Raw genomic sequence first — 26,239 nt, 5'->3', positions numbered from 1 at the left:
ACAATGGCCACCGGAGACCGACCGACGACCAAGGAAGGGAGAGGATCGTGCACGACGACACCCGCGCACCCGGCGCCGGCGACCAAGCGGAGCCCTCGCCGCTGCTGGACGACCACTTCTGCTTCACGCTGTACGCGGCCTCGCGCGCGGTCACCGGCGTCTACCGGCCCCTGCTGGACGCCGTCGGCCTGACCTACCCCCAGTACCTGGTCATGGTCGTGCTCTGGGAGCACCGCACCGTGACCGTCAAGGACCTGGTGGCCGCGCTGCACCTGGACTACGGGACGCTCACTCCGCTGATCAAGCGCCTTGAGGGGCGCGGCCTGCTCGAACGACGGCGCCGGGTGGACGACGAGCGCGTCGTCGAGGTGGCGCTGACACCGGAGGGGACCGCGCTGCGGGAGCAGATCCGCACGGTGCCCCTCGCGATCTGGGACGCCATGGGGCTGACCCAGGAAGAGGTCGCCACCGCCCAGGACCTGCTGCGCCGGCTGACGGCCAACGTGGACCGCCACACCGCGGGCGCCGAGCCCGCCGCGAGGGCGTAGCCCGGCCCGAGGGAACCGGGCCCGCCGCGACGCCGTGGGGCCACCGCTTGAGCATGGTCGCCTCAGGCAACACAATGGACCCGCGGCATCGACCATGTGTGCGCCGGGGCACACAGGCGTCCGGCGGGGGATGAGGAATGCGGCTGCCCGAGGAGCCTTCTGGGCGCGCGACGGGGGAGCGTGAGTTCGACGCGTTCTACAGTGCGAGCGTCGGCCGCCTCGTCGGACAGCTGTACGCGATGACGGGCGACCTCGCGGAGTCTCAGGACGTGGTGCAGGAGGCCTTCGCCCGGGCCTGGGAGCACCGTGCCGACATCGATCTGGACGGCGCGCCCGAGGCCTGGGTGCGCACCGTGGCGTGGCGTCTGGCCGTCAGCCGGTGGCGACGCGTGCGCACCGCCCTCGCACTGGCCCGCCGGGAGGGACCGCCCCCGGTCGTCCCACCGCCGGAGCCGCACCACGTGGTGCTGGTCGAGGCGCTGCGGCGTCTCCCGGAGGCCCAGCGGCGCGCCGTGGTCCTGCACCATCTGTGCGATCTGCCGGTGGACCAGGTCGCGGCCGAGACCGGCACGCCGGTCGGCACCGTCAAGGTGCACCTCAGCCGTGGGCGGGCGACGCTCGCACGGCTGCTGGCGCACACGGAACCGGAGCCCGGAGCGGGCCGACTTCCGGAGGGCAGACATGGCTGACGGGACCGAGCTGGGCAGGCTCCTCACCGAACTCGCCGAGTCAGGCCGAAGCAGGGCCGTGCCGGTGGCCGCGCACCGGGTGCGGGCCCGCGGCGACCAGCGCCGCCGCCGCGCCCGCACGGTACGGGTGTGCGCCGTGGCGGTGCTCGGCTGCGCGCTGCTGGGAGGCGGGATCGCCCTGGCCAGGACCACCACCCGGGTGCCGGAGCCGGCGGCGGTCACCTCGCCGCCCGCCGCGTTCGTCCCCCCGGCTCCCGCGCCGGGCGAGGAGTACGCCGGCGAACTGGGCTACGTCCACGACGCGGTGGTCCAGGGCGACATGGTGCGCGTCACCGTGCTGCAGCTCCGGGCGGTCGCCGGCGGAGCGCCGCAGCCCACCGGCGTGGTGCACACGCTGACCTTGCCGCGCACCACGCTGGTCGAGACCCGCCGCCTCTCCGGCGGGCGCCCCGCGGACCGGGAACTCGGCCAGCTGGTCGGCCGACTGGCCGGCGGGCCGCGGTGGACCTTCCAGATCGACTACGACGATGACGGGCGGGTGGCGTCCCTGCGGGAGGCCGGGTCGCGGCGGGAGGCTGTTACCTGACCATGACATCTTCGGTGTAACCCGCTTGTGGTCGTGGGGCGTAGAGCCTGTGCACCTCCTACCCGACCGACCCGATGGGACCCACCGTGCTCGTCTCGCCTTCCCCGCGCCGCCGCGCCGCCGCCCGGCTCACCGCCCTCGCCCTCACCGCCCTCGTCCTCGGCGCCTGTTCCGGCGCGGGGGTGGACGACGGGGACACCGGCCGTGCCGGCGCGGCCGCCCCGGCCTCCTCCCCCGCCACGTCGCCGGCCTCCACCCCGCCCTCAAGCGCCCCCTCGGCGTCCCCCTCGGCGAGCCGCTCCGGCGCGTCCTCCCCCTCGCACCCCGCCGGAATCCCGGCACCGGACGGCCCGTCGGCCGTCCCGTCGGCCCCGCCGTCGCCGCGGACCCCCACCCACTGGGCCGGCAGCAAGCAGTTCGTACTGCTCGAGAACGTCTGGGGCAAGGACGGACGCACCTACCTCTCGGCGCGCTCCGCCCGCAAGGAACCCCTCACGGGACCCTACGAGGGGTGGGACATCATCCCTGGCAAGGGCCCCTACACGACGGTCCGCCTGGCACCGGACTGCCGCATCCTGCTCTCGGTCCCGCTGGGCGACGATTCCATTCCCCACACCTACTCCCAGTCGCAGTTCATCAGCCGGTGGTGGGCCCAATCCGCCTCGGTCCGGACCTGGGTGGGCTTCGACCTCAGCTTCGACGCCGACGGCGAGGTGGTCAGGATCCAGTCGCTCTACCGATCCTGATCCCGCGCCGCGCGACCGCCCGCGGCTCCCGTCCGGTGAGGACGGGAGCCGCGGGCGCGATGCGGTCGGACAGGTGGGGAGGTCAGGAGGTCAGCGCCGCCTGGCCGCGGTCCGCCCGCGTCGGTCCGGAGGCCGACGGCCGCACGTCGAAGTCGAACATGGCGGTCGGCAGGTACAGGGAGCAGCACGCGTTCGGGATGTCGACGATGCCGCTGATGCGTCCCTCGATGGGGGCCGAGCCGAGCAGCAGGTAGGCCTGCTCGCCGCTGTAGCCGAACCTCTTGAGGTACTCGACGGCGTTGAGGCACGCGCGGCGGTAGGCGAGCGTCGCGTCGAGGTAGTAGTTGGTGTCGGTGTCGTGGTCCACGGAGATCCCGATGAAGGTGAGGAAGTCCGAGTAGCGCGGTTCGACGTTGCCGGGCATGAACACCGGGTTGGTGGAGATGCCGTACGTCTCCATGCCGCCCTTGATCAGGTCGACGTGGAAGTCGATGAACCCGCCCATCTCGATGGCGCCGCAGAACGTGATCTCCCCGTCGCCCTGGCTGAAGTGCAGGTCGCCGCCGGAGAGCTTGGCGTCCTTCACGTGGACCGGGAAGAAGACCCGGGAACCGCGCGTGAAGTTCTTGATGTCGTGGTTGCCCCCGTTCTCACGGGCCGGCACCGTGCGCGCGCCCTCCGCGGCGATGCGCGAGGCGAGGTCCCCGGTGGCCGTGCCGGCGAGCGCGTTGGCAGAGTCCGGGGGTGTGGCCAGCGGCGGGACGCGACCGGGGTCCGTGTCGATGAGCGCCTTCTCGCGGGCGTTCCACCGGGCCAGCAGTTCGGCGGAGGGCGCTGTCCCGAACAGTCCCGGGTGGGTGATGCCGGTGAAGCGGATCCCGGGCAGGTGCCGGGAGACCGCCTGCTGGCCGTGGAAGTCCCACACCGCCTTGTAGGCGTCGGGGAAGTAGTCGGTGAGGAAGCCACCGCCGTTGGCCTTGGCGAAGATGCCCGTGTAGCCCCATCCCTGGCCGGGGGCGTCCCCGACCTGCTGGGGCACCGGGCCGAGGTCGAGGATGTCGACGACGAGCAGGTCGCCGGGCTCGGCCCCCTCCACACCGATCGGCCCGCTGAGCATGTGGGGGACGGTGAGGTCGATGTCGCGGACGTCGTTGGCGGAGTCGTTGTTGCCGATCTGGCAGTCGGTCCAGTCCCGGCACTCCACGCGGAACTCGGCTCCCGGCTTCACCATGGCGACGACGGGTATGTCAGGGTGCCACCGGTTGTGACCTGGGGTGTCCTGATCGCGCATCGACTTGGTCTGGTCCACGCTGAAAACTACGTCGGGCATGACAGCCTCTCTTTTCTGATCCGGTCAGGACGGTGGTCCCGCACCTCGGGCACTTCCGGGCAGCCGGCACGTCCGGCGCCTAACGCGGCGAGCCGGACGCCGCGGCGGCCACCGCTTCGGCCCGGGCCCGTTCCCGCGCCCCCCTCGTCAGCGGCCACAACGCCGCGAACACGACCACGCCGAAGACGCCCAGGGCTATGGCGATCTCCGTGTCGTGCTTCCAGTAGCCGGACAGCAGCAGCGCCGCGGGGATCACACCCGTGACCCAGCCCTCGATCGCCGTCACCCAGCCCGTATAGATGGTGTGCTCCGCTTTCTTGAGACCGAGCACCACGAAGAACAAAGCCCAGAGGAACGCCCAGTACAGCCAGATGACACCGAACGCGTTGTCCTTGAAGAGATGGAAATTGACGAACGAGTAGCCGAGGGCGGCAATCGCCACGAACAGCGAGTACCAACCGACGCCGACGTTGTCGATGCCCGCGAGGAGGACGATCCCCACATAGAGGTAGGTGAATCCGAAGAGGTAAAGCCCGGATGCCGCCAGGATCTTGTCCTGATCCCCGCCGGCCGTGAAGATGAGGTACGTCGGGGTCAGCACCTGGAGCGCACCCACGAAGAGGTTGAACACCGCCGCCGACTTGGGATCGACCTTCCCCAGCAGCAGCAGGCCGTTCATGAACAGCACAGCACCGACGAAGAGCAGTCCCACGTTCGCCACGGGGACGCACCTCCTAAGTCCGCAAGGGGACCGGCCGCACCGGACGCCCGGTTCCCGCGGCGGCGGGAACGGCGTCCGCGCTCCGGCGCAGACCCCCTGAACAGCTATGACTCCCCGATCGCCACCCTCGGTTCAGGGCTTGGGCAGCCGAGACAGCGCCGGATGCGGCCGCGGCGCCGGGCTCTCGCGCGGCGGCAGGGCAGACACGACGTCCGGCATCTCACGGGACTTCTCCTCCCGTTCACGGGAGACGGCGAGCGCGTGCGGGGTGACGGCGAAGGAAGGCGAGGAGAACACCCGCCGGGACTCGCCCGCACACAGGGGGCAGTCGTGGGTGGCGGGCGCCGAGCCTATCGCCAGCCTGACGTCGAAAGGCCCGCAGTCGCTGCAAAGGTATTCGTAGGTCGCCATGAAGTTGCCTCCGGTCATCGGCGCACCCAGGTCAACCTCGACGTCTGCACACACCCCGTTGAGCGCACGCCGGGGGACAAATCCCTATTTCAAGGAGACGCCACCGCAAGACAGTTGTCAAGGTCGGCAGAAGGCGCCCCGGGTGTTTCGGAAGGGAGTTGCCGAGTTCCCTTTCCGGCACTCCGGGAAACACCGGATCACATGAAAAGGTCGCGCGGATAGGCGGGCCGGCGTCGCGGGTCGACGGCTCTCGCCCGGCGGCGTTGTCGTCGGTCGCCGCAGCTCCGCTGCGTCTCCCTTCTCCGCCTTGCCGGACTCGGCCCTCGACCCGCTCCTTGCTCCACCCCGCCTATCCGTGCGACCTCTCAGCCAGCTCTCTCCCTCGCGCCGTCGCCGCTTGTACCCCGCACCGGCCGCGAACGCATGTCGGGGCGCCCGGGACGCGCCGCGGGCAGGCCGCGCAGGGAATCCGCCTCGTGACCGGCGTGCGCCAGACCCACGGACCGCGTCACGGGTGAGCACCATGGGGTGCATGTTGCGGATGATATGACCGCTGTGAGGGGGTTCACTGCAGTTTTCCTGGACGGATACCACTCGCGGCTTTAGCGTTCATGTGCATCGGCCTTTCCGTGAATGCAGTGGCGACGGCGCCGCGCTCCATCGGACGGCACACAACGTTTCGCCGGGACGAGGCGAACACCGGAGAGGTGAAGAAGTGAGCATGGACGCCGTGTGGGTCCGTGGCGTGAACGGCCTTCAGATGCACCACGTCACCGACCTCCAGGACGCAGTCAGGTTCCTGGGCAACGCAGCCATGGCCCTGCGGGCCGCCCACGTGCGGACCGGTGCCGAGCGGTACGAGGGCCTCGCCGCCGAGCTCAAGTCCCTGGTGACCCGGGTACGGGAGCTGGAGGACGAGGCGCGGTCCGCGATGCGCGAGCTGCACGCGACCGACCCGGAGCGGTTCGTCCGCTGTCGCGAGGGCCACGAGCCCTGGCCCGGGGAGATCGAAGCCGGCTTCATCCCCCGCCACACGTGCCGCGACGAGTGCCTCTACCACGACCGCGGGGTGCTCGAAGCGATCACCCAGTGCACCTGCGGCCAACCGCCCTGCCAGGCCTGCCAGATCGGCGGCGAGCCCGTCCTGGCCTGATCCGCCGCGCTTCGCGACCGCCTTCCGGGCGGCCAGCTGGGCCCCGGCCTCCGACGAGGCCGGGGCCCCGGTCGTGCGGGAAGGTGGTCCGCGCACTGCCGGCGCCGGCCAGAAAACCGGTGGGCCGGGACAGCGACGGCCCGTACGGTGAGCGGCCGGGCGGCCGCGGAACGACGGACGTACGGGGGGAAGGCCGCGGGAACGCCGAGCACGAGGAAAGGGAGGACGGGCGGATGCCAACGGAGACGACGACGCTCTGGCGCCCCACCGGGCCGGAGGAACTGGCCCTGGTCGAGGCGGCGGACTGGCGGGAGTGGCCGCCGCGCCTGCCCGAACAGCCGATCTTCTACCCGGTGCTCGACGAGGACTACGCCATCCGCATCGCCCGTGACTGGAACGTCCCCGCCTCCGGCGTCGGATATGTGACCCGCTTCCAGGTAAGAGGTCGCGCGGATAGGCGGGGTGGAGAAAGGATCGAGTCGAGGGCCGAGTTTGGCAAGGCGGAGAAGGGAGACGCAGCGGAGCTGCGGCGACCGACGACAACGCCGCCAGGCGAGAGCCATCGACCCGCGACGCCGGCCCGCCTATCCGCGCGGCCTCCAAGGGCCGCCTTCGCGGCCCGCTACCCGGTGCGCCAGGCGGGCGGCCGGACGATCCTCGAACTGTGGGTGCCGGCGGAGGAACTGCCGGAGTTCAACCGGCACATCGTGGGACGGATCGAGGTCGTCCACGAGTTCCGGGGCGCGGACGCGTAGCGGCGGCGGTCCCCGACGGGCTCCGGCCCGAGGGCTTGTCGCCCGACCGCACCGGGCTGGGGCGGCCGGGGGGCGGGCGCCTTCTACGGACGGCGTCCGGGAGGACCGGTGATCGGGACGGCGGGCGGCTGGGCCCCCGCCGGGGCGAGCGGACGGAACTGGGGGCCGTAGGTGTGGCGCCCGTCGCCGAGCGGGATCTCCATGAGGGCGAGCGCGGGCTCCTCCAGGTGCCCCATCGTCCTGACCGCGCGGTTGAGCGCACCGTGGTCCCCGGACGACCAGGCGGCCTCCAGGTCGCGCAGCAGTCCGCCGTAGGCCGTGTCGAAGCGGCGCAGCAGAGCCGCGGCCTCGCGGGGCGGGTGGGGCCAGCCTCCCCGGGGGACGACGCCCATGGGGTGGACCTCCGGGAACGGGATGGGCGGGCCGCTGAACTCCCACTGGCCGTCGGTCTCCCGCAGGGTGCGGCCGTGGTAGATCTCGGCGAAGGCGTAGTAGTGGGCCAGGTCGCGGTTGGCCCCGGTGGCCTCGCCGACCGGCGCCGCGGGGGAACTCGCGCTGCCCTCGCCCTGCTCCTTGATGATCTCGATCGCGGCGACGACGTCGTCCAGGGTCCGCATCGGCCGCAGCTCGTCGGGCCCGATGCGCTGACCCAGCTGACCGCGGACGCTGAGCTCGGGGCGGTGCTCGAGGAAGGCGGCGACGACGCCGTTGTAGAAGTCCCCGATGGTCGGCGGCCCCGTGGACGGCTCGGGGCGCGGGGACTCGGGGGTCTCGATCGCCATGAGGACGTCCCGTACGTACGGGCGGGTCAGCCCCGACAGGGACACCGTCAGCTCGCTGCGCACGCCGCCGGGCAGGTGGCAGGGGTAGTCCGGGGTGACGGAGGCGATCCGCGGCCGGCCGCCCACGGCGACCAGCATGTTGCAGGCCAGCCCCATGTGGAACATCTCGTCGGTGACGATGCCGCGCAACAGGCGCGCGACGGTGGCGGACCGGTCCCGTACCGACCACCAGGCGCACAGGTAGGGCGGGATGGTGGCGAGTTCCAGCTCCACGGCCACCTGCAGCGCCTGCCGCAGCCACGGCGTGCCCCGGGAGGGCGGGGGAACGGCCAGCAGCCGGGCGACCATGCCTCGGGCTGCCGCTGCCGCGGCGCCGGGGGCGGCCGCCGGCGCGGCGGTGGCCGCTGCGGCCACGGTGGCCGGGACCGCCGCCGGTGACGACGGGGCGAGCGGGGCCGCGTGGGCGGTGGTGCCGAGGACTGCGGGGGTCACGGCGGCCAGCGCCGCCGACCTGACGAAGCCCCGGCGGTCGAGGGCCGCCGGCGGGGTCACGGCGCTCCCGCGCCCGCTGTCCTGGTCGTCCACCTGTTCCGTCACCCAGGTCTCCGTCCCCGAGAAGATTGGCGCGGGACACGGCACCGGGCAGACCCGCGAGGCTGGCGAAGCTACCAGCCCGGTCCGGCGCCCCGGGGTCGCGACGCCGCCGCGCCGAGCCATGCCGCCCGTGCGGCGCAACGAGGCCCGACACGGCCCGCCGCCCGTCACCACCACCGGCCACGGCCCGGCGCCACCGACCGCCGGACGCCCGCGCCGTCTGCGGCGCGGGCTCCGCCGGGCGCGCCCTTCGCGGGCATACGCTGCCCGGCGGCCCCCCACCACCCACCCGAGGACGTCCAGGTATGCGCGACACCGGCGGCACCACCGCGCTCGTCGTCATCGACATGATCAACACCTATGACCACGAGGACGCCGAGCTGCTGCTCCCCTCGGTGCGCCAGGCGCTGCCCGGGGTGCGGCGGCTGATCTCCCGGGCCCGGGCGGAGGGCGTGGACGTCATCTACGTCAACGACAACTTCGGCCGCTGGCGTTCGCATCACGACGAGATCCTCGGCATCGCCCTCGACGGCCCGCACGCCGACCTGGTGGACCCGGTGCGCCCCGACGCGGACTCGCTGTTCGTCGTGAAGGCCCGGCACTCGATCTTCTTCCAGACCCCGCTCGAATACCTGCTGGGGCAACTGGGCGTGGACCGCCTGGTGCTGTGCGGGCAGGTCACCGAGCAGTGCGTGCTCTACTCGGCGCTGGACGCGCACATCCGCCACCTGCCCACCGTCGTCGCGCCGGACGCGGTCGCGCACATCCACCAGGACCTCGCCGACGCCGCGCTGCGGATGATGGAGCGCAACATGGGCACCCTCGTCGCGCCCTCGACCGGGATCGCACTGCGCCGCGGCTGAGCACGGTACGCCGCGTGCGGAGCGGGCGGCCGCCGCCCCACCGGCGAAAACCCCGTGGTGGCGGCCGGGCGGCGCGTGCCACGCTGGCCGCGGAACGAGTGCACGGGGCACGCGAACGGGCGCGGGAGGGTGGAACGCTGGAGCTCCACGAGTACGCGGAGCGGGACGCGACGGGACTGCGGGCGCTGATCCGCGCCGGGGAGGTGACCGCGGGCGAGGTGGAGACCGTCGCCCGCAGGGCCCTGGAGGTGGCGGACGCCGAGCTCAACGCGCTGACGCTGCCGTTGTTCGACCCCGCGCCCGCGCACCGGCCGGACGGACCCTTCGCAGGCGTGCCGTTCGTGATCAAGGACGGCGGGCCGTTCGCGCGGGGTGTGCCCTTCACCCTCGGCAGCCGGGCCCTTCGCGCAGCGGTCGCGGAGGCCGACCACGATCTGATGGCCCGGTTCCGGGGCGCCGGGCTGGTGGCGCTCGCCCAGAGCACGGCGCCGGAGTTCGGCCTGAGCTTCGCCACCGAGCCGGTGCGGTACGGCCCGACGCGCAACCCCTGGGACACGGCGCGCGGGGTGGGCGGGTCGAGCGGCGGCTCCGCAGCGCTGGTCGCCGCGGGGGCGGTGCCGGTGGCGCACGCCAACGACGCGGGCGGTTCGATCCGCGTCCCGGCGTCCTGCTGCGGGCTGGTGGGGCTCAAGCCGAGCCGGGGGCGCACCCCGTGCGGGCCGCCCGCGGGCGAGGCGGCGTTCGGACTCCAGGTGGAGTTCGCCGTGACCAGGACGGTCCGGGACGCCGCGGCGCTGCTGGACGCCGTGAGCGGGACCTCCTACGGCGAGAAGCACGTCCTCCCGGCGCCCCCGGTGCCGTTCGCGCACGCCGCGCGCTCCGACCCCGGCCGGCTGCGCGTCGCCCTGACCACCGCGGCGTGGTCGGGAACGCCCGTGGACCGACAGGTCGCAGGCGTCACCGTCGACGCGGGCAAGGTGCTGGAGTGGATCGGGCACCGTGTCACCGAGGACACACCGCGCCTGGACGCCGACGACCTCGTGGAGGCGGCCGCGCTGGCCGCGTTCGCCGCGGGTGGTGCGCTGCTGCGGGCGGCGCCGCGTATGGACCGCTCGCTGCTGGAGGCGGTGTCGCGGGCGGTGCTCGCCGAGACCCAGGCGTGCACCGCACTGGAGCTGATGGCGGCGACCGAGGCGCAGCACCGCGTGACCCGCGAGGTGGGCCGCTTCCTCACCGCCTACGACCTGCTCGTCACGCCGACGCTCGGGGCGCTCCCCGCCCCGCACGGCACCCTCGGCTACGACGACCCCCGGCACACGGTGCGCTCCTGGCTGGGCGAGCTGTTCGCGTACGGGCCGTTCACGGCGGCCTTCAACGTCTCGGGGCACCCCGCGGTCAGCCTGCCGCTCGGCCAGAGCCGCGAGGGGCTGCCGATCGGTGTGCAACTGGTCGCCGCACAGGGCCGCGAGGACCTGCTGCTGGGCGTGGCCGCGCAGCTGGAACAGGCCGTCCCGTGGCGGGACCGCCGGCCGCCGTTCCTGGTGGGCTGACCGCCGCGGCGGGGGCGCTGACGGAGCGCACGGCGCGGACGGCGCGGACGGCGCTCAGCTGCTGCTCGGGCTGGTGCCCGTGCCGCTGGCGGGCGGGAACGCGTAGACGTGGTCCGGAGTGACGATCTTGGTGATCGCCTCGGCGAACAGGCTGCTGGGCTCGCTGCCGCCCACGGCGGTGTCGCTGTTGAGCAGCACGACCATGGTCGCCTTGGCGTCGGGCAGATACACGGCGGTGCTCTGGTAGCCGGGCAGCGAGCCGTTGTGGCCGATCCAGCCGTGGTTGTCGAAGAGGCCCAGGCCGTAGCCGATGCCCGCGTACGCGGTGGGGCGGAAGGTCGTGCGCTGCGCCTGGGTCGCCTTGTCGAGCAGTGTGCCCTCGGCCACGATGCGGGCCCACGCGCGCAGGTCCTGCTGGTCGGAGACCATGGCGCCGGCGGCCCAGGCCCAGGAAGGGTTCCAGTCGGTGGCGTCGGCCTCCTTGCCGTCCTCGGTCTGCCGCGTGTAGCCGCGGGCGTGGGGGCTGGGGAAGGCACGTCCCGCGGGGAGGACGGTGTGCTTCAGCCCTGCCCGGTCGAGCACGTCGCGCTGCAGGTACTCGCCGAACGGCCGGCCGCTCGCCTTCTCGACCACCAGGCCCAGCAGCACCGTGTTGGTGTTGGAGTACTGGAAGCGGGAGCCCGGGGCGGACGGCGAGGGGTGCTGGAAGGCGTAGGCGAGCAGTTCCGCGGGGACGAACTCCCGCTCGGGGTCGGCCTTGAGGGCCTTCTGGAAGTTCGGGTCGTCGGTGTAGTTGTAGAGCCCGCTGCGCATCTCGGCGAGCTGCCGCAAGGTGATGCCGTCGCCGCCGGGCACGCCGTCCACATACCGGGAGACGGGGTCGTCGAGCCCGGCCTTCTTCTGGTCGACGAGGGTGAGCAGCGCCGTCACGGTGAAGGTCTTGGTCTCGCTCCCGACCCTCATGTAGAGGCCGGGCTCCATGCGCGCCTTCGACTTCCGGTCGGCCACGCCGAGGGCGCGTACGTAGGAGCCCTTGCCCTCGGCCCACAGCCCGACACTGACGCCGGGCACCCCGGTCCTGCGCAGGGTGTCGTCCAGAGCGTTGTCGAGCCTCCTGACGATCTCGCCGGAGAGCGCCGGGAAGTCGCCGTCGGCGCCCGGAGAACCACTGGGCGAGGCCTGCACGGGCGAGGCCTGCACGGGAGAGGCCTGCGCGCGCGGCGAGGCCGGCGCGGACGCCGCCGTCCTCGTGCCCTCGGCGGACCGGGTGGTGTCCGCGGGCCCGCCGCACGCCAGAGCCATGGGGAGCACGGTGGCGGCGTAGGCCGCCGCGACGGCCCTCCGCACAGCGCTGCGGAGCCTGGGCGGGCGGGCGCACGGGTGCATCATTTCTCGGTGCCTTTCGGCCGTGGGGACGGTGCTGGGCGAGAGCACGCCTTGCGCGAACATAAGCCGACCGCCCCGACCCGGCGAGCGGACGCGCGCGCCGCGCGGCCGGGCGGGTGACGACAGCCCGCGACAGGTGACGGGGGCTGCCGCAAGGGGTTCTGACGGTGGGTCGGCTCGCCGGCCGGGTGGAGGAGAACCCAGGCGGCGCACGCGCACCCGACGGCCGCCGTACAGAGGTCTCGGGCGAGCGTCCACGGCCCCGCTCCGTACGCCCGCGCGGCGAGGACGGGGGATGACGCGACGCCGCGGGCCGGGTCGCGGAACCGCACGACCCGGCCCGCGGCGCCCACCGGCCGCGCGCCGTCGACGGCGACCGCGCTCGCGCCGTGCCCGGCGATTCCGCGGCCTGTGGCCGGAGGTGAACCCCGGGCGCCCGGGCGGGCGGGACGGCCCCGCAACGCGACCGCGGGGGGCGGCACGGAACCCGGCGCCCCGCCCCCGCGCCGGACCCCCGTCCGCGCCGCGTCAGCGCGCGGCCAGAACCGCCAGCCGTGCCGCCGACGTGCCGAGCCCGGTCGGGCCCGTGGGCAGCCGGAGTCCCCCCACCGGGCGGCGCAGTTCCGCCTCGTCGTAGCGGTGGCAGCCGCGGTGCCAGACCAGGATGCCCGCGAGCCAGTTCTGCAACTCGCGCACATAGCCGTCCAGCACCGCCCGCGCCTCCACGCCGAGGGAGAAGTCCTCGTACAGCACGGGGAGTTCGTTCTCGGCCACATGCTGGAACTGCCGCATCCGCCCGGTCATCAGGTCGTGGACGACGGCGAGCGAGGTCCGCTCGTCGCAGTCGAAGAAGTTCTGCACGACCAGCAGGGCGTTGTGGATCTCGCCCTCGTACTCGACCTCCTTCTGGTACGAGAAGACGTCGTTCAGCAGGCAGGCGTAGTCGGCGGCGGAGTTCTCCAGCGACCGCATCGGCCCGCTGCGGTAGACCTCCTCGGGCACCTGCCGGCCGTGGCCCAGCCGGCACAGGCTCATCGTGAGGTCCGAGCCGAAGGTGTGGCGGCGCATCTCCAGGTAGTCGACCGGGTCGGGGACGCGGTTCTGCGCCTGGTTGGCGAGCTCCCACAGCCAGCTGGCCGTCATGTTCTCCACGGCGGTGCGGAAGCGGCGGCGCGCCTGCTCCTCCATCGGCCCGGCCGTCCGCGCCCACAGGTCGGCAAGGCTCCGTTCGAGGGCGGTGGCCGGGGCCGGGGCGGCGGAACCGTCGACCGGCATGAAGGCCGACAGCCGCTCGTTGGCCGCGTGGGCGCCGGCCAGGTCGCGGGTGCGTCCGTACACCGCGGGGAAGTAGTCGTCGGCGTAGGTGCCCCAGGTGAGCCAGCCCGAGGTGAGGTCGAGCCCCTCGGGGGTCGCGTCCGGGTGGATGCCGGCGGCGCACAGCGGGAAGTCGAAGGCGACCAGCTTGTGCTCGTCCCACACGTGCGAGTGCGGGACCCCGGGCTGGGGCAGCAGCATGCCCATCCGGTGCGCCCACTCGACGACATGGCGCCGGGCGGCGTCCAGGTGCGGGCTGAGCGCGGCCGGGAAGGGCATGAGGAAGTCGGGCAGCGGCGTGGGCCCGGTGCGCCGCGGCACATGGGTGAAGGAGCGGAAGCGGGCGGCCTCGGCGCGGCCGGTGGTCCGCACGGTGCCCGCGGACACGCCGAGCCCGCCGGGCAGCGCGAACGGCGACCACCCGTTGCCGGAAGCGCCGCCCGTCCCCCCGCCGTTCATGTAGCGGCTGGAGCGCATGTGCCACTCGTGGCCGCCGGACTGCCAGTCCTGCAGGCCCTTGACGTACGCCAGCACCCGCGCGCGCTCCCCCGGGTCGAGCGCGTGCTCGGCGAAGAGCGGCGGCAGCTCGGTGAGCGCGGTGTTCTCGAACTGCTGCAGCCGGGAGGTCAGCAGGTCGTTGACCGACTCGGCCGCCTCCTGCGTCGTGCAGCCGAGGAAGGTCTCCAGAACCAGCACACCGTTGCTGAGTTCTCCCTCCTCCTCGGTCTCGCGCTGGTACGAGAAGAGGTCGTTGCGCAGGTGCACCCCGTCGGAGAAGGCGTCCCGCAGCACCAGCAGCGGCCGCGCCCCGGCGACGGCGGCCGGCACCTCGGCCCCGGCGGCGTACTCCACGAGCCCCGCCGACCAGGGGGCGCCGCCCACCTTGCGGCGCATCTCGATGTACTCCACCGGGTTGGGCACCCGGCCCGCGTTGATGTTGGACAGCTCCCACAGGGACTCGCCCAGCAGGTGCTCGGTGCTCTCGGCGAAGCGCCTGCGCCAGTCCATGGACATCGCCGGGACCGTGCGCGTCCACAGGTCGGCGAGGCCGGCCTCCACCGGGTTCCGCGGCTCGGGCATGCCCTGCGCCAGGTCCATCGGCATGAAGGCCGGGAGCCGGTCCAAGTAGGCCTTGCCGCCCTCGCGGTCCTGCGTGCGCTTGAACGCCTCCAGGAAGTGGTCGTCGAAGAAGAAGACCCACACGTACCAGTCCGTCACCAGGGAGAGTGCCGGCTCGGAGCAGTCCGGGTGCGTGTACGCGCACAGCAGCGCGTAGTCGTGCGAGTCGAGGTCGTCGGTGTCCCAGATGCCCGAGCCTTCGAGCATCCCCATGTCCCGTGCCCAGCTGCGCGAGTGTTCCCGGGCCTGCTCCACGTGGGGGTTCAGTCGCGCCGGGTACGGCAGGTAGAAGTCGGGCAGTTCAAATGGCTGCGTCACTCATTCAGCGCTACCCGGGCCCGGGGGCGCTATCCGGCATGGCGGGCAACCCATACGAACGGGTGAAAACGCTCCCGGGAACCGCCGGGACCGGCCCCTGTCCCGGGCCGGTCCCCGTCGTCCCCGGGCCTCACTCGCGCCCCGGGTGCTCCCCCCAGCTGCGGCACAGGGCCCAGATGACGAAGACGTCGATGGCGATGACGATGACCGCCCACACCGGGATGTACGGCAGCCACACGAAGTTCACGATGATGTTGAACGCCGCGAGGGCGACACCGACCACCCGGGCCCAGTCGGGGGCGTTCTGCAGCAGCGCGGCGCCGACCACGATGACCAGCACGCCGAGCACGAGGTGGATCCACCCCCACGCCGTCAGGTTGAACTTGAAGACGTAGTCGCCGAGCCCGACCCAGATGTCGTCCTGGGCGATGGCCGAGATGCCCTCGAAGATCATCACGACGCCGGAGACCAGGAGCAGCACCCCGGCGAAGGTGGTACCGCCCGCGGCCAGCCCCGAGTGCGGGCGCTCCATGCGCCACTGCGTCTGCTGGGTCATGAGATGGCTCCTGTCCCTCGCCGCCCGGGCGCGCTGCCCGGACACTCCACACGGTCCGCCCGGCCGGCGGGTACGGCCATCCGCGCTGCGCCGTCCGGGTGAGCCGCGCGGCGGCGCCCGACAGGCGCGATGATCGGGGCATGGCAACGACACTCCACCTGGCCCAGCAGCCCGAGGCCGACGCCCTGCTGACGCGCAGCCCGCTGGCGGCCCTGGTCGGCATGCTGCTCGACCAGCAGATCCCGATGGAATGGGCCTTCGCGGGTCCAACACCCTAGGATCTGCCGGAACTGGGGCCGTTTCCCCTGGTCAGAGGGGTTGTGGCCTCATGGCTGAGCCTTCGACACGCTCTCGGATAGACGTGAGCACACAAGAAGTAGACCTGCTGTTGCGCAAGTCCAAGGTTGTCCGCGAGGGCGAACACGCGCTGAGCATCCGAGCCCAGGAAGAGCGCGGCCGGCGCTGGGCAGCCACCAACGGCTACACGGTGCGCAAGGTGTGGAGAGAGAACCTCAGCGCGTACACGGACACCGTGCGCCCCGTCTATGACGCCGCTATGTCGGCGCTGCAAGACGGCGAGGTACCCGCGCTGTGGGTGTACGCGATGGACCGACTCAGCAGGCGCGGCGCGGGCGCAGTGATGCCCATTCTTGACGCCGGTCGACGTATCGTTTTCGACTACGAAGAACTCGACTCCAGCCGTCCGCGCGACCGCCGCTACATCGTCATGCGCGCCGAGGACGCGAAGGAATTCAGCGACCGGCTAGCGCACAACGTGCGGACGACCAAAGAGCGACAGCGCAACGAAGGTCGGTGGCTGGGCAAGGCTCCGTACGGGCTGCGCGCCGATAAGGGGACGCGACGGCTGAGCCCCGACAATGAACCGCGCGTCTGCCTGGTGGGTACCCGCGCTGAGGTGACCCCATGGGACACGGTGTGCCGGATCTTCAGCGCGATAGCGGATGGTCAGTCCGGCCGTGCCCTTGCCCGCGCGCTCAACGCTGAGGGCATCCCCGGTCCCGTGGGTGCACCGTGGCGCTGCGACTCGATCCGCGCTGTTGTCGTCCACCCTGTCTATGAAGGCTGGCTGACCACGAGCGGACCAAAGAAAGACCCGGTGCCGTACACGGTGGACGGGAAGCGCGTCCGCTGCGCTGATGTGGAGCTGATCCCGCCAGACCTTGCCGAGCGTGCGCGCCGTGTGCTCAGCGGGCATCAGATGGTCGACAGCACGCCGCGCCCTGGTCGTGCCGCTCATTGGCTCACGGGCGGTGTTCTGCGGTGCGACGGCTGCGGGTCCGCGCTGACCGCAAACAGCAACTCCTACCGCTGCAACCTGCATGAAGCGGGCGCGCCATGCCCTGCCCCCGTGTCGGTGAAGCGCAGTTCGATTGAGCGGTACGTAGCGGAAGCGTGGGCTGCGAGGCTGAACGCATCCGACCCGGAAGACCCGCTGCTGCCGGTCATCGCGGAGCGGTACGCGGCTCTTACGCGCCCTGGTGAGACAGCGGAGCTGCGGGACGCCATGGCAGCGTTGAAGGCGGCTGAGGCGGCGCTAGAGAAGTTCCATGAGGACGACCGGGCAGGTTTCTACGCGGGCCGCTCACAGCGCTTTCGCCTGCCAGCGAAGCAGGAAGCCGAAGCGCGCCTAGACGCCGCGGAAGAGCGCGTAGCGGCGCTGGGTACTCGCGCGGTTGACATCTCGCTGTTTGTGAGCGGTGACGCGGAGCGCGTGTGGGACAGCGCGGATTGGGCGTTGAAGCGTGACCTGCTGTTGCTGGCGGTCGACCGGATCACAGTGAAGCAGGGGCGGCGCGGCGTGTACTTCGACGGGCGGCAGCGCGTGCACATCACGTGGGCCGCGCAGGACGACGACAACTAAGCACACACAGCAGCGGCCCCGGCAGCATCTTGGCGGATCAACCGGGGCCGCTGTCCTCAGCAAAGAGGCAGATCAAGCATGTCACAGAGCATTTGCGGAGCGCGTCGACCCGGCTACGAACTGCGCGCACCTGTCGGGCGCATGTCCATCCCGTGCGCGTTGGGCGCTGGACACGAATGCGCGCATGCGAACGCGTTCGGCGACCGTTGGACGAACATTTCGGCGCACATTTCGGATGCACAGCGCGGGGACGCCAGCGCGATCGTGGCCGTGTTGGACGCGATGGAACCGCTCATCTCGCTGTACGCCGGCGGGGACGAGCTGCGACGCGCACGAGCTCGCACAGCGCTGTCTGAGGCACTGCCCGCGTACGCGGCAGGGGACTTCACCACCTTCGCGCGGCACGTCGTTGAAGGGGCGCTAGCGGACGACGCGCACGGGTGGGCAGAGGAGTACGGGGCGCTGTCGCTGCGCTGGGAAGGGCTGCGGGCACGACTGCGCACAGACGACACCTTGCACATTCGGGAGCAGCTTCGGCGCGTGGATGCGCTCATGGCTGCGCTGGTGGGTGACGTGGCCGCGCTGAGTCGCTGAGACAGCGGGAGGGCCGCCCGGTTCACGCTGGGCGGCCTTTTCCATACCCAACACCCGTCACGGAAAGTGTTCGGCCATCACAAGCTGTGACAAGCGTGAAGCCTGCCAGCAGTCAGCGGCAGACCAGCGCGGGCACTCCTACACCAGCAGCGAAAGGGGCGCGGCCTCTGACCTGCCCTTATGTAGTGAGTGTAATTTTTACTACACAACAACATTCCTATAGGCGCTCTATAGAGCGAAGTAAAACGCAGTTCACATCTGCATTCCTGCACACGCTCCCCGCTGCCGGGCTTTCCACTCTCCCACTATATGTAGGACAGTTTCTGTCACCGCGGAGTCGCCACGTGGCCTAGCGCCCCGGTCCGCTTCCTGTTCTAACGCCGCGCGTCGTTAGGTGCTGCCCGTGGGCCGCACGTTGAACGCGCCACTAACCCCCGTCGGGTTGAGTGCTCTATGCCGGTGGCGACCGGGCGTAGACCACTCCCCGACGGGGGTTTTTGTATTGGTCGCCAACCAAAGGACTTCCCCCGTGACTGCCGAGTACAAAGCCGCTCATGCCCGCGTCCGCGCTGAGTACGGTCCTGCACACCTCTATTGTTGTTTGTGGTGTGGCGGTAAGGCCGATGAGTGGGCGCACGCCTACAGCGACCAGGACGCGCTCACTGACAGCGCTGGACTCGTGTACTCCAACGATCCGAAGCATTACGGCCCGCTCTGTTCGCGCGACCACCGTGCGTTCGACGGGATGAAGCGTCGCGGTGCGGACGTCTACGAGTTTATGTGGCGGTACTTCCGCGCAACGGCGCGCCTTTCAAAGGCAGAAAAACGCGCGATGGCGGCGGATCGACGCGCTTACCGCAAGCTGTACGCCACTGCGGCACCGAAGGTTCCTCGCGCATTGCGCGCTGAACGCGATTTCCAGCGAGCGAACGTGCGCGCAGTCGAGCGTGACGACCAACTGACGCCAGCGGAGCGCGATGCGCAACTGGTCGCGCAGATGGAATGCGCGGGATGGACGCGTGCGCGTATCGAGCGCGCGACGCGCAACACAGCGAGCAAAGAGCGCGCACGACGCATGATGCGCGCAACTGCTGACGCCGTGTAGCACACACAAACCGCAGGGGAGCGGCATTTCCGCTGCTCTCCTCCCAGGGGTTGAGCCGGCGTGGCAGTCCTGTGCCAACTGCCCGCCGGCTCCTCCGCATAGCGCACACAACAACGACAGGTGAACAGCATGGATGACAGGATCACAAACACGACGTTGCGCTTCCGCGTAAACGAAGCCACGTTCGCAGCCGCCACGGTGATGCTCGCAGACAACGAGTACGAACCCGCGGCTGTGTCTGCGCTCGCCGAACTTGTACACGCTGCTGCCGACTACGGGCGCATGTGCATTGAAGCTTCGCGCCACGTAGGCGAGATGCGCACGCGTCGCCCGGAGGTGAGCGCGTGAGCAACCAGGCTTCTGAGGCTATGGCGGACGCGCCGGAGTCCACGCCGGATGCGGCACTGGGCGACGCCGGCAAAAGGGCACTGGCCGCCCTTCGTTCCGAAGTCAAGGAACTCAAGGCCAAATTGAAGGCTATGGAGCCCAACAGCGAAGGCGCGCGCGATGCCGCCCCCGCGGAGGATTCCACGTCAGAGAACACGAGCGACTCGGTTCCTGGCGCTGACAACGATGCGAGCGCGACGCCCGTTGACACGTCACAGCCGAAGGCACCGCAATTCGCGGGGCCTGTCCACGAAGGCGACTCCCACAACCTTACCGGCATGCGCCGACAGCTTGGGAATGACGACCTTCGTGGGATGTCTCCCGCAGCGATTGAGGCCGCGCGTAAGGCCGGCCAGTTGCGGGATTTGCTCAGCGGCCGGGCTTGGAACTAGCCGCTGTCTCTCTGACGAAAGGAGTGCCTAACCATGGCACTGACCAACTTCATTCCGGCCGTTTACGCTGCGGCCACTCTCACCGCGCTTGACACCACGCTAGCGTATGGCTCGCTGGGCGTGATTAATCGTGAATATGAGGGGACCGTCTCCGAGTACGGCGGCAGCGTCGTCATCAACACGGTGGCCGATCCCACCATTGAGGACTACGTCCCGTACACGAACATGACCGGCGGGAACGCTGCTTCGACGCAGCAGACTATGCCTGTCGACCAGCGGAAGGCGTGGTCGCTCGACATCGACGACGTCGACTCCGCTCAGGCTCGCGACGACGCTGACTTCATCGGCAAGGTGTCGAACCGTGCGGCTCACCTGCTGGCGAAGAGCGCGGACGCGTACATTGCCGCTCAGATGGCCGCCGCGGTGACCCCCGGTACTGAGGTGACTCTCACCGACCCCGCCGACGCGTTCGACCTGCTGGTTGACATGCGAACCGCGCTGAGCGAAGCCGATGTCCCGGTTGATGGCCGTTGGGTCGTGGTCACACCCAAGCTGCACAGCATGCTCCTCAAGGACACGCGCTTTGTGCAGGGCTCCAGCGGTGCCGACGTGACGCGCTCCAGTGGCGTTGTGGGGCAGGCTGCGGGCTTCGCCGTGCTAGAGAGTTCGCAGGCTCCGGACGGTCCGGGTACCGGCGCTGGAAAGCTCATCATCGCTGGTCACGCGCTGGCCACTACCTACGCTGACCAGATCAGCAAGGTGGAGGCGCTGCGCCACCCCGACCGCTTCACCGACCGGCTCCGCGGGCTGCACGTCTACGGCGCGAAGGTCATCCGTCCGACTGCGCTCGTTGCTCGTGACGTAATCGGCGCGTGATCGCTGGGGGGTCGCTACCGTAACGGTGGCGGCCCCCTTCGTGCTTTCCAGAAAGGAGCGGGCGCGTGGTGCTGCCCAACCTTGCCACTGCCGCCGATTTGGCCGCCCGTGGCGTTGTGGTCGACTCAGCGGAAGAGCCGGTAGCGGAAGCCCTGCTGGGGATCGCTTCGGCCGTTGTACGCGAGGCTGCCGGCTCGCCGATCATCGAGACCACGAGCACGGTCACGCTGCCGGGCAACGGCGGGACACGTCTTGTGCTGCCTGGTCTGCCTACAACGGCCGTTGTCGCGCTGGCAGTGAACGACGTGCCCGTATCGGATTGGACGCTGCGTACCGGCGCTGTGGTGCGTGACGCGGGCTTTGCACGGGGCGCAGAGATCAGCGTGACCTATACGCACGGCCTGCCCGCTGTGCCCGCTGACATCGTGGACCTGGTGTGCCGTATGGCCGCTCGTGGGCTCAGCGCGTACCGGTCCGGCGACCCGGCGGCCAAGCCTGTGATTCAGGAGCGCATAGGCGATTACTCCGTCACCTATGGATACGACGTGTCGTACTCCGACATGGAGCTGCCGAAGTACCTGCGCGCTCGTCTCGCTGCCCGCTTCGGCGCTTCCGTCGCTGGGGTGACGTCGCGGTGAGTCGTGTTAGCCGGCTGCTGAACGGCTCCGCGGAGGTGTGGAGGTACACGCGCACAGCGGACGGTATGGGGGGCTGGATGGAGGCGTGGGCGCGTGTCGCTACGGTGCGCGCCCGGTTCTCCCAGCCGTCCGCCACGGAACGAACGGTGGCAGCGCAGAGCGGCAGCGAGCTATCCCACGTCGTGTTCCTGCCGGCGGCTGCTGACGTGCTGCGCGGGGACGAGTTGCGGCAGGACGGGCGCGTGTTCGACGTGACCGCGACCTATGAGCCGAGCGTGCCGGGCACGTACCTGCGGGCGGACTGTGTGGTGAGGCAGGCAGCGGGATGAAGCTAAGGGGGTGGGCACCCGCGATTTGAAAACCACCCCCCGGGGGGCTGCTGACAGCGGCGACACCCTGACCCCCATGCGCGGTGCGGTGCTGTGCGGTGCTGCACAGGCTCAACCCACTCACCGTGAGGAGTCTGTGCAACCTGCGCGCCCAGCGGACAGACGAGCTGCGAGAAGACGAACGTGCGTTCGAAGGCTGCGTGCCATGGGTGCCCAGCGTGCCGGCCACCTGCCCGACGTGCGTGCGTACCGTGCGCTGGTCTGCTGGGCGTCGCTCGGTCGCTCGTGATCGTTCGGACCGTCACGCTGGGTACCCCACCCCCACCCGTAGGACCCCCTAGGCCCCGGACCTACAGAACGCGGGGGAGGGCGCTGCCTGGTTTGCCCGGTTCAAAGACCCGTCTGTGACGTGCGACACACGCACGCACTGTGACCAGCCGGCGGAGGTGATCGGCCATGGCGCGAGGCGGAGCACATGCCCGCAGTGGGCCAGCAGTGCTAGCGCCTGCCCAGGCTGCCGTCGTCGTCCAACGCTGCTTGCGCCCGAAGCAGAAAGGTGTCTATCGCTCGGTTCACCTTCCTGGCTAGTGACACTACACCTCTACGCCGCATCCGCTGAAATAGTTTTTCATCGATTGCCGCATTTGCTTGTGGCGCAAAGTGGACGAATAGCCGAATGCTGATTGCCAGATGATTGCCGAGACGCTCAATCCTTATGGCATCCTTGCTTACTCGCCGCGGGCCAGCCAGCGCTACGTCCATCGCACTCCTTTTTAGCTCCGCCGCCGCTTCGCTTATCGAATCAGCCGCTTCGTCCTCAAGATCGTCGGGAATTAGTCCGGGGATGGTGTACGGCGAGGATTCGCTACGGAACGCGGAGGCTACGGATATGAACTCCTTGTAGGCCGCGAGGCGGGGTTCTCGCCTTTCTCTGCGATGCTCAGCGCGAACAGCGATGCGCGCCCCTTCCCTCTGTGCCCAGCCTGTTGCCAGCGCTGCGCCAACCGTCGCGACCGAACCTGCAAGTGCCCCCAGTACGGCGGCTGTTCCGGCGTCCATGCCAGGTATGGTGCCTCAGTGGACGGTCAGCACGGGGGCGGATTGACCTAGCTAGTCGGAGACCGCCAGTACCGCTGAGCCCTTCGACTGACAACTGAAGAGCGCCCCCGGCAGACTGTCAGCGAGCACCAGCGTGAAGGGGCGGGAGCATGGCGACGTACAGCGTGAGGGACATCAAGGGCATCACGAGTGAAGTGGCCACGTGCGACAAGTGCGGTCGTGTGCTCGAACAGGCAGTCATTGTTGGCCCCCTCTACGTGGGCCCGGACTGCGCTGCGAAGCTCGTCCAGAAAAGCAGGAGCGTCGTCTCTGCTGCGGCCGATGCGGCCGAAGTCAGGCGGCAACGTGACCTAAGCGCCGCTAAGCAGCGGGAGGCGGACCGTCAGGCTTACGAACGACGCAAACTCGATTGGTTCCAGACTAACTATGGAGCCGACAACTTGGACACAGCGGTGGAAAAGAGCGGCAAGGATTGGGAAGTGGTGTTTGGCGAGTGGTGGGCTTGGGAGAACTCTGGCCACAGCTAATGACCCGTTAGACCACCACACGAGTGAGCCCCGCACTGACCTGCCTGCATGGTGGTCTGTGCGGGGCTCTGTCGCGTTCAGCCTGTCTACCGCCACCTACTCGCGGACCCACAGCGCGGACACTCACACGGCGGCCACCGATGCGAATACAGCGGCGGCAAGTTCTCGTTGCTGGCCACGTCAACGGGCTCCGACCACGTCTCCCCGCTGTCCGTGCTCGTGCGCATCCGGAGCAGCGTGCGCGGGCCAGCGGCAGCGTCCGTAGCGAGCATTTCGGCGTACAGGCGCGCAAGCGGTGCGTACTGCCATTCGTCACTCAGCATCGTGCCCGCCCCCCGGAAGGCGCATGCCCCGTGACTGGGCGACGCGGAGCGTGTCCGACAGTGCCTCGCTGAGGCGCATGACGACGAAGCGCGACTGTTCCGGCGTTAAGGGCTCGTCGTCCGCGAGCATGAGGCGCGCGTGAGTCAGCAGCTCCGCCGCTGTGTTGAGCTGCACAGCCTCTATGCGGTCAGCGATGCGGGCAATCGCACCTCCCGCTGACACGTACGCGGGCTTACCGCCCCATGGCAGGAGACGCCGCGTCATGTCGCGCGCTGGCTCGGCGTCGATGATCGGCAGGTAGCCGGACCACGTGTCGCGGAAGATGTTTTGGTGGTGCCCTTCGTGGTCGGCGGGTAGGGCACAGCGGAGGTAGCCGCGTCCGGTGCCGCCGTGCTCGTATCCGGGCCGGTGCTGGTCGCAAGTCTTTACCGCCGTGCTCATGCCGCAGCCCCCGGCATGTCCTGCCCCAGCGCTGCCAACGCGAGCGCCCGTCGCCGTTCCCGTTGCCGGCGCGCTTCCTCCGCGCGTTCATGGTGGACGAGATACAGCGGCACTAGCGGCAGGTCGTCAGACTCGATCACCGCCGCCGGACGCGGGGAACGGTGGTTGGGCAGCGCGCTGGGTGCTGTGCGCTGGGCTGGCACGGGCGCTACGGCCCGACGTCGACCACGGGCAGGAAAGAGCCACGCGAGCAGCGCAGCGATAAGGTTCGACATAGCCGAAGCTCCATCTTCGGTAAGCCCCGGTACGGACGTAGCCGCGTCCTGCCGGGGCGCTTTGTTTCTCGGGTAAACGAGCGTAGCGCGTAGTAGGTAGTGGTGGGTAGTGGTTGGTGGTGGTGCTGGGTAATGCGTGGTGGCGGGTAGCGGCTTACGGTCGACGCGTGGACAGGATCAACCCCGACTCCCCCGATTACGTGTACGAGCAACTTGCGGCGATTCTTGAACGCAAGATCCGCACTGGTCAGTACGCGCCCGGTTCGCGCCTGCCGGGTGAGCTAGCCATGACGCATGACTTCGGAGTCGGTCCGGGCACGGTTCGGCGCGCGCTGAGCATCTTGCGGGACGCTGGTCTGGTGGTCACCCGTCCGGCGCGCGGCACCTTCGTGGCCGATCCGCTGCCGCCGGCTGAGACGTTGTAACGGCTGGTCAGACACAGATACCAGGGTGTAGGGTCCACTTTCTCGGGGCCCTGGACCATCGCGCAGCGCATGGGCCAGGACGACCTCGACGCCGGCGAGATCGCCGCGTACGACCCCGAGGCCTTCTCCGATCTGCTCTCGCGCAAGCCCGCCGTCCACCGCTACCCGGGGTCGATGGCCAAGCGGGTGCAGCAGCTGTGCCAGTACCTCGTGGAGCACTACGACGGCGACGCCGAAGCGGTCTGGCGCGATGCCGCCGACGGCCGCGAGCTGCTGGCCAGGCTCAACGAGCTGCCCGGTTTCGGGAAGCAGAAGGCGCAGATCTTTCTGGCCCTGCTGGGCAAGCAGCTCGGCGTGACGCCCGAGGGCTGGCGCGAAGCGGCGGGCCCCTACGGGGAGCAGGGCTCCCACCGGTCGGTCGCCGACATCACCGGCCCGAAGTCGCTGGAGAAGGTGCGGGCCTTCAAGCAGGAGCAGAAGCGGGCCGCCAAGGAGGCGAAGGCCGCGAAGGGGTCCTCAGCCTAACCTAAGCCGCCCGGGTGGTCTTCCGCCGCCCGGGCGGCCCTGCTCCCCTGACGCCCATACGTCGGATAGTCAGATTTGCGGCGTGATGTCCGAGACTCCGCTGCTCTTCGCCGTGGGCGTGTTCCTGGCCGCCCTCGGCCTGCTCATCGCGCTGTTCAGCCCGGAGCTGGCGCACCGCATCGACGCGCTCGTCGCACACTGCGCCGCCGCGATCCGCTGCCGACGGCCCCGCGGTCGGGACCTCCGGCGCTTCATCCCCGTCCCTCGAAAGTGGGCCGCGCCACAAGACTCCTTGAAGGTTCAAGGGAATGCCGCTATAGTGAAGGAGGTTGAATCGTAAACCAAATCGTCCCCGAGGAGTTCACCATGGGCCTGTTCAGCCGCAAGAGCGACACCACCGAGACCGCCGCGACCACCGCCGTCGCCGCCACGCCGTCCGCCGACCTGACGCACCTGACCGGCGAGTACACCATCGACCCGACCCACAGCGAGATCGGCTTCGCCGTGCGCCACGCGATGGTCACCACCGTGCGCGGCCAGTTCGCGGAGTACGAGGGCGTGCTGCGGCTGGACGGCAGCAAGCCCGCCAACTCCTCTGCCGAGGTCACCATCAAGGTCGCCAGCATCGACACCAACCAGGCCCAGCGCGACGAGCACCTGCGCACCGGTGACTTCTTCGACGCCGCCACCTACCCCGAGATCAGCTTCCGGAGCACCTCCGCCGAGCAGGTCGACGACGAGACCTACCGCATGCACGGTGACCTCGCGATCAAGGGCACCACCCGGCAGGTCTCCATCGACTTCACCTACAACGGCTCCGCCACCGACCCCTACGGCAACCTGCGCGTCGGTTTCGAGGGCTCCACGACCGTCAACCGCGGCGACTGGGGCCTCACCTACAACGCGGCTCTCGAGGGCGGCGGTGTCCTGATCAGCGACAAGGTCAAGCTGACTTTCGACATCTCCGCGATCAAGGCGGCCTGAAACCGCTGACGTCGGCTGTCCCCGGCCGCGATGGACGGCGCGGCAGAGGGCGGAT

General features: G+C 70.3%; 28 protein-coding genes and 3 pseudogenes. 22 read left to right on the top strand and 9 right to left on the bottom strand.

The genetic code is table 11. The features are described 5' to 3' along the window. Positions 1–47 precede the first annotated feature (47 nt). The 4 genes from AC3ET4_RS18055 (at position 48) to AC3ET4_RS18040 (ending at position 2,569) form a co-directional block, all read left to right on the top strand. On the top strand, positions 48–548 hold the full coding sequence (locus AC3ET4_RS18055; RefSeq protein WP_431950519.1) for a MarR family winged helix-turn-helix transcriptional regulator: 501 nt from the start codon (positions 48–50) through the stop codon (positions 546–548). A 137-nt stretch (positions 549–685) separates the two neighbouring features. Next, the gene (locus tag AC3ET4_RS18050) at positions 686–1,237 is read left to right on the top strand and encodes a SigE family RNA polymerase sigma factor (protein ID WP_431950517.1); all 552 of its coding nucleotides are present in this window, start codon (positions 686–688) and stop codon (positions 1,235–1,237) included. Further along, positions 1,230–1,823, top strand: coding sequence for a hypothetical protein (locus AC3ET4_RS18045; RefSeq protein WP_431950515.1), 594 nt, complete (start codon positions 1,230–1,232; stop codon positions 1,821–1,823). Before AC3ET4_RS18050 ends, AC3ET4_RS18045 begins: the two co-directional genes overlap by 8 nt. A 74-nt stretch (positions 1,824–1,897) precedes the next feature. Next, complete coding sequence (locus tag AC3ET4_RS18040; RefSeq protein ID WP_431950513.1) at positions 1,898–2,569, top strand: hypothetical protein; 672 nt, start codon at positions 1,898–1,900, stop codon at positions 2,567–2,569. Positions 2,570–2,651: 82 nt separating this feature from the next. Here AC3ET4_RS18040 and fmdA read toward each other — a convergent pair whose 3' ends face one another. From fmdA to AC3ET4_RS18025, 3 genes are all read right to left on the bottom strand, one after another. Next, complete coding sequence (fmdA, locus tag AC3ET4_RS18035) at positions 2,652–3,899, bottom strand: formamidase (RefSeq protein ID WP_431950511.1); 1,248 nt, start codon at positions 3,897–3,899, stop codon at positions 2,652–2,654. Positions 3,900–3,978: 79 nt separating this feature from the next. Then, positions 3,979–4,620: an AmiS/UreI family transporter gene (locus AC3ET4_RS18030; RefSeq protein WP_431950509.1), complete on the bottom strand. Its 642-nt coding sequence runs from the start codon at positions 4,618–4,620 to the stop codon at positions 3,979–3,981. A 132-nt stretch (positions 4,621–4,752) separates the two neighbouring features. Next, entirely contained in the window at positions 4,753–5,049 is a 297-nt protein-coding gene (locus AC3ET4_RS18025) for an FmdB family zinc ribbon protein (protein WP_431950507.1), read from the bottom strand. Between the two features lie 703 nt (positions 5,050–5,752). Between AC3ET4_RS18025 and AC3ET4_RS18020 the strand changes: the two genes are divergently transcribed. Together AC3ET4_RS18020 and AC3ET4_RS18015 are read left to right on the top strand one after the other, a co-directional pair. Continuing rightward, complete coding sequence (locus tag AC3ET4_RS18020) at positions 5,753–6,184, top strand: hypothetical protein (protein WP_431950505.1); 432 nt, start codon at positions 5,753–5,755, stop codon at positions 6,182–6,184. A gap of 233 nt (positions 6,185–6,417) precedes the next feature. Continuing rightward, positions 6,418–6,624 (top strand): annotated as a pseudogene (locus tag AC3ET4_RS18015) (hypothetical protein); the annotation flags it as partial. Positions 6,625–7,022: 398 nt separating this feature from the next. Here AC3ET4_RS18015 and AC3ET4_RS18010 read toward each other — a convergent pair. Beyond that, positions 7,023–8,318 (bottom strand): ferritin-like domain-containing protein, encoded by a 1,296-nt coding sequence (locus AC3ET4_RS18010; RefSeq protein WP_431950503.1) that lies wholly within the window; start codon positions 8,316–8,318, stop codon positions 7,023–7,025. 302 nt (positions 8,319–8,620) lie between these two features. Between AC3ET4_RS18010 and AC3ET4_RS18005 the strand changes: the two genes are divergently transcribed. Both AC3ET4_RS18005 and AC3ET4_RS18000 read left to right on the top strand, forming a co-directional pair. After that, entirely contained in the window at positions 8,621–9,178 is a 558-nt protein-coding gene (locus AC3ET4_RS18005) for a cysteine hydrolase family protein (protein ID WP_431950501.1), read from the top strand. Positions 9,179–9,276: 98 nt separating this feature from the next. After that, complete coding sequence (locus tag AC3ET4_RS18000; RefSeq protein WP_431950499.1) at positions 9,277–10,728, top strand: amidase; 1,452 nt, start codon at positions 9,277–9,279, stop codon at positions 10,726–10,728. A 54-nt stretch (positions 10,729–10,782) separates the two neighbouring features. Here AC3ET4_RS18000 and AC3ET4_RS17995 read toward each other — a convergent pair whose 3' ends face one another. The 3 genes from AC3ET4_RS17995 to AC3ET4_RS17985 form a co-directional block, all read right to left on the bottom strand. Further along, positions 10,783–12,030, bottom strand: coding sequence for a serine hydrolase domain-containing protein (locus tag AC3ET4_RS17995; RefSeq protein WP_431950497.1), 1,248 nt, complete (start codon positions 12,028–12,030; stop codon positions 10,783–10,785). Between the two features lie 612 nt (positions 12,031–12,642). Then, on the bottom strand, positions 12,643–14,865 hold the full coding sequence (locus tag AC3ET4_RS17990) for a family 2 encapsulin nanocompartment cargo protein terpene cyclase (protein ID WP_431950495.1): 2,223 nt from the start codon (positions 14,863–14,865) through the stop codon (positions 12,643–12,645). 130 nt (positions 14,866–14,995) lie between these two features. After that, positions 14,996–15,421, bottom strand: coding sequence for a DUF7144 family membrane protein (locus AC3ET4_RS17985; RefSeq protein WP_431950493.1), 426 nt, complete (start codon positions 15,419–15,421; stop codon positions 14,996–14,998). A gap of 140 nt (positions 15,422–15,561) precedes the next feature. Between AC3ET4_RS17985 and AC3ET4_RS17980 the strand changes: the two are divergent. From AC3ET4_RS17980 to AC3ET4_RS17940, 9 genes and pseudogenes are all read left to right on the top strand, one after another. Beyond that, a pseudogene (locus tag AC3ET4_RS17980) lies at positions 15,562–15,690 on the top strand (HhH-GPD-type base excision DNA repair protein); the annotation flags it as partial. Positions 15,691–15,782: 92 nt separating this feature from the next. Continuing rightward, a complete protein-coding gene (locus AC3ET4_RS17975) occupies positions 15,783–17,303 on the top strand; it encodes a recombinase family protein (protein WP_431950491.1) in 1,521 nt (506 codons plus the stop codon). Between the two features lie 78 nt (positions 17,304–17,381). After that, complete coding sequence (locus AC3ET4_RS17970) at positions 17,382–17,897, top strand: hypothetical protein (protein WP_431950489.1); 516 nt, start codon at positions 17,382–17,384, stop codon at positions 17,895–17,897. A 529-nt stretch (positions 17,898–18,426) separates the two neighbouring features. Continuing rightward, entirely contained in the window at positions 18,427–19,002 is a 576-nt protein-coding gene (locus AC3ET4_RS17965; RefSeq protein WP_431950487.1) for a hypothetical protein, read from the top strand. A gap of 129 nt (positions 19,003–19,131) precedes the next feature. After that, a complete protein-coding gene (locus AC3ET4_RS17960; protein WP_431950485.1) occupies positions 19,132–19,350 on the top strand; it encodes a hypothetical protein in 219 nt (72 codons plus the stop codon). Continuing rightward, positions 19,347–19,781 (top strand): hypothetical protein, encoded by a 435-nt coding sequence (locus AC3ET4_RS17955; protein WP_431950483.1) that lies wholly within the window; start codon positions 19,347–19,349, stop codon positions 19,779–19,781. The genes AC3ET4_RS17960 and AC3ET4_RS17955 overlap by 4 nt, the downstream gene beginning before the upstream one ends. 33 nt (positions 19,782–19,814) lie before the next feature. After that, entirely contained in the window at positions 19,815–20,657 is an 843-nt protein-coding gene (locus tag AC3ET4_RS17950; RefSeq protein ID WP_431950481.1) for a phage major capsid protein, read from the top strand. Positions 20,658–20,722: 65 nt separating this feature from the next. After that, positions 20,723–21,295 carry a hypothetical protein gene (locus AC3ET4_RS17945; protein ID WP_431950479.1) on the top strand — a complete coding sequence of 191 codons (573 nt, stop codon included), beginning with the start codon at positions 20,723–20,725 and terminating at the stop codon, positions 21,293–21,295. Then, on the top strand, positions 21,292–21,624 hold the full coding sequence (locus tag AC3ET4_RS17940; RefSeq protein ID WP_431950477.1) for a phage head closure protein: 333 nt from the start codon (positions 21,292–21,294) through the stop codon (positions 21,622–21,624). Before AC3ET4_RS17945 ends, AC3ET4_RS17940 begins: the two co-directional genes overlap by 4 nt. A gap of 498 nt (positions 21,625–22,122) precedes the next feature. Here the strand turns inward: AC3ET4_RS17940 and AC3ET4_RS17935 are convergent, their stop codons facing one another. Continuing rightward, entirely contained in the window at positions 22,123–22,683 is a 561-nt protein-coding gene (locus AC3ET4_RS17935) for a hypothetical protein (protein ID WP_431950475.1), read from the bottom strand. 149 nt (positions 22,684–22,832) lie between these two features. Between AC3ET4_RS17935 and AC3ET4_RS17930 the strand changes: the two genes are divergently transcribed. Further along, entirely contained in the window at positions 22,833–23,210 is a 378-nt protein-coding gene (locus tag AC3ET4_RS17930) for a hypothetical protein (RefSeq protein ID WP_431950473.1), read from the top strand. A 312-nt stretch (positions 23,211–23,522) separates the two neighbouring features. On the opposite strand, the gene AC3ET4_RS17925 is transcribed toward AC3ET4_RS17930, so the two are convergent. Continuing rightward, entirely contained in the window at positions 23,523–23,975 is a 453-nt protein-coding gene (locus AC3ET4_RS17925; protein ID WP_431950471.1) for a hypothetical protein, read from the bottom strand. A 442-nt stretch (positions 23,976–24,417) separates the two neighbouring features. Between AC3ET4_RS17925 and AC3ET4_RS17920 the strand changes: the two genes are divergently transcribed. The 4 genes and pseudogenes from AC3ET4_RS17920 to AC3ET4_RS17905 all read left to right on the top strand — a co-directional run bounded on the left by AC3ET4_RS17920 (position 24,418) and on the right by AC3ET4_RS17905 (position 26,184). After that, on the top strand, positions 24,418–24,675 hold the full coding sequence (locus tag AC3ET4_RS17920) for a GntR family transcriptional regulator (protein ID WP_431950469.1): 258 nt from the start codon (positions 24,418–24,420) through the stop codon (positions 24,673–24,675). A gap of 39 nt (positions 24,676–24,714) precedes the next feature. Then, positions 24,715–25,200: pseudogene (locus tag AC3ET4_RS17915) on the top strand (HhH-GPD-type base excision DNA repair protein); the annotation flags it as partial. A gap of 82 nt (positions 25,201–25,282) precedes the next feature. After that, positions 25,283–25,540 carry a hypothetical protein gene (locus AC3ET4_RS17910; protein WP_431950467.1) on the top strand — a complete coding sequence of 86 codons (258 nt, stop codon included), beginning with the start codon at positions 25,283–25,285 and terminating at the stop codon, positions 25,538–25,540. A 26-nt stretch (positions 25,541–25,566) separates the two neighbouring features. Beyond that, complete coding sequence (locus tag AC3ET4_RS17905; RefSeq protein ID WP_431950465.1) at positions 25,567–26,184, top strand: YceI family protein; 618 nt, start codon at positions 25,567–25,569, stop codon at positions 26,182–26,184. Positions 26,185–26,239: the final 55 nt, after the last annotated feature.

This window comes from Actinacidiphila sp. bgisy167 (assembly GCF_057707665.1).
This window is presented reverse-complemented; position numbering and strand designations above follow the sequence as displayed.

Excerpts from the sequence above, each read along its gene's own strand:
- AC3ET4_RS17985 (WP_431950493.1), bottom strand. The coding sequence starts at position 15,421 with ATGACCCAGCAGACGCAGTGGCGCATGGAGCGCCCGCACTCGGGGCTG.
- AC3ET4_RS18040 (WP_431950513.1), top strand. The coding sequence starts at position 1,898 with ATGGGACCCACCGTGCTCGTCTCGCCTTCCCCGCGCCGCCGCGCCGCC.
- AC3ET4_RS17950 (WP_431950481.1), top strand. The coding sequence starts at position 19,815 with ATGGCACTGACCAACTTCATTCCGGCCGTTTACGCTGCGGCCACTCTC.
- AC3ET4_RS18020 (WP_431950505.1), top strand. The coding sequence starts at position 5,753 with ATGGACGCCGTGTGGGTCCGTGGCGTGAACGGCCTTCAGATGCACCAC.
- fmdA (WP_431950511.1), bottom strand. The coding sequence starts at position 3,899 with ATGCCCGACGTAGTTTTCAGCGTGGACCAGACCAAGTCGATGCGCGAT.
- AC3ET4_RS17935 (WP_431950475.1), bottom strand. The coding sequence starts at position 22,683 with ATGGACGCCGGAACAGCCGCCGTACTGGGGGCACTTGCAGGTTCGGTC.
- AC3ET4_RS17970 (WP_431950489.1), top strand. The coding sequence starts at position 17,382 with ATGTCACAGAGCATTTGCGGAGCGCGTCGACCCGGCTACGAACTGCGC.
- AC3ET4_RS18005 (WP_431950501.1), top strand. The coding sequence starts at position 8,621 with ATGCGCGACACCGGCGGCACCACCGCGCTCGTCGTCATCGACATGATC.
- AC3ET4_RS17905 (WP_431950465.1), top strand. The coding sequence starts at position 25,567 with ATGGGCCTGTTCAGCCGCAAGAGCGACACCACCGAGACCGCCGCGACC.
- AC3ET4_RS17925 (WP_431950471.1), bottom strand. The coding sequence starts at position 23,975 with ATGAGCACGGCGGTAAAGACTTGCGACCAGCACCGGCCCGGATACGAG.
- AC3ET4_RS17960 (WP_431950485.1), top strand. The coding sequence starts at position 19,132 with ATGGATGACAGGATCACAAACACGACGTTGCGCTTCCGCGTAAACGAA.
- AC3ET4_RS17930 (WP_431950473.1), top strand. The coding sequence starts at position 22,833 with ATGGCGACGTACAGCGTGAGGGACATCAAGGGCATCACGAGTGAAGTG.
- AC3ET4_RS18045 (WP_431950515.1), top strand. The coding sequence starts at position 1,230 with ATGGCTGACGGGACCGAGCTGGGCAGGCTCCTCACCGAACTCGCCGAG.
- AC3ET4_RS17995 (WP_431950497.1), bottom strand. The coding sequence starts at position 12,030 with ATGGCTCTGGCGTGCGGCGGGCCCGCGGACACCACCCGGTCCGCCGAG.
- AC3ET4_RS18025 (WP_431950507.1), bottom strand. The coding sequence starts at position 5,049 with ATGACCGGAGGCAACTTCATGGCGACCTACGAATACCTTTGCAGCGAC.
- AC3ET4_RS18050 (WP_431950517.1), top strand. The coding sequence starts at position 686 with ATGCGGCTGCCCGAGGAGCCTTCTGGGCGCGCGACGGGGGAGCGTGAG.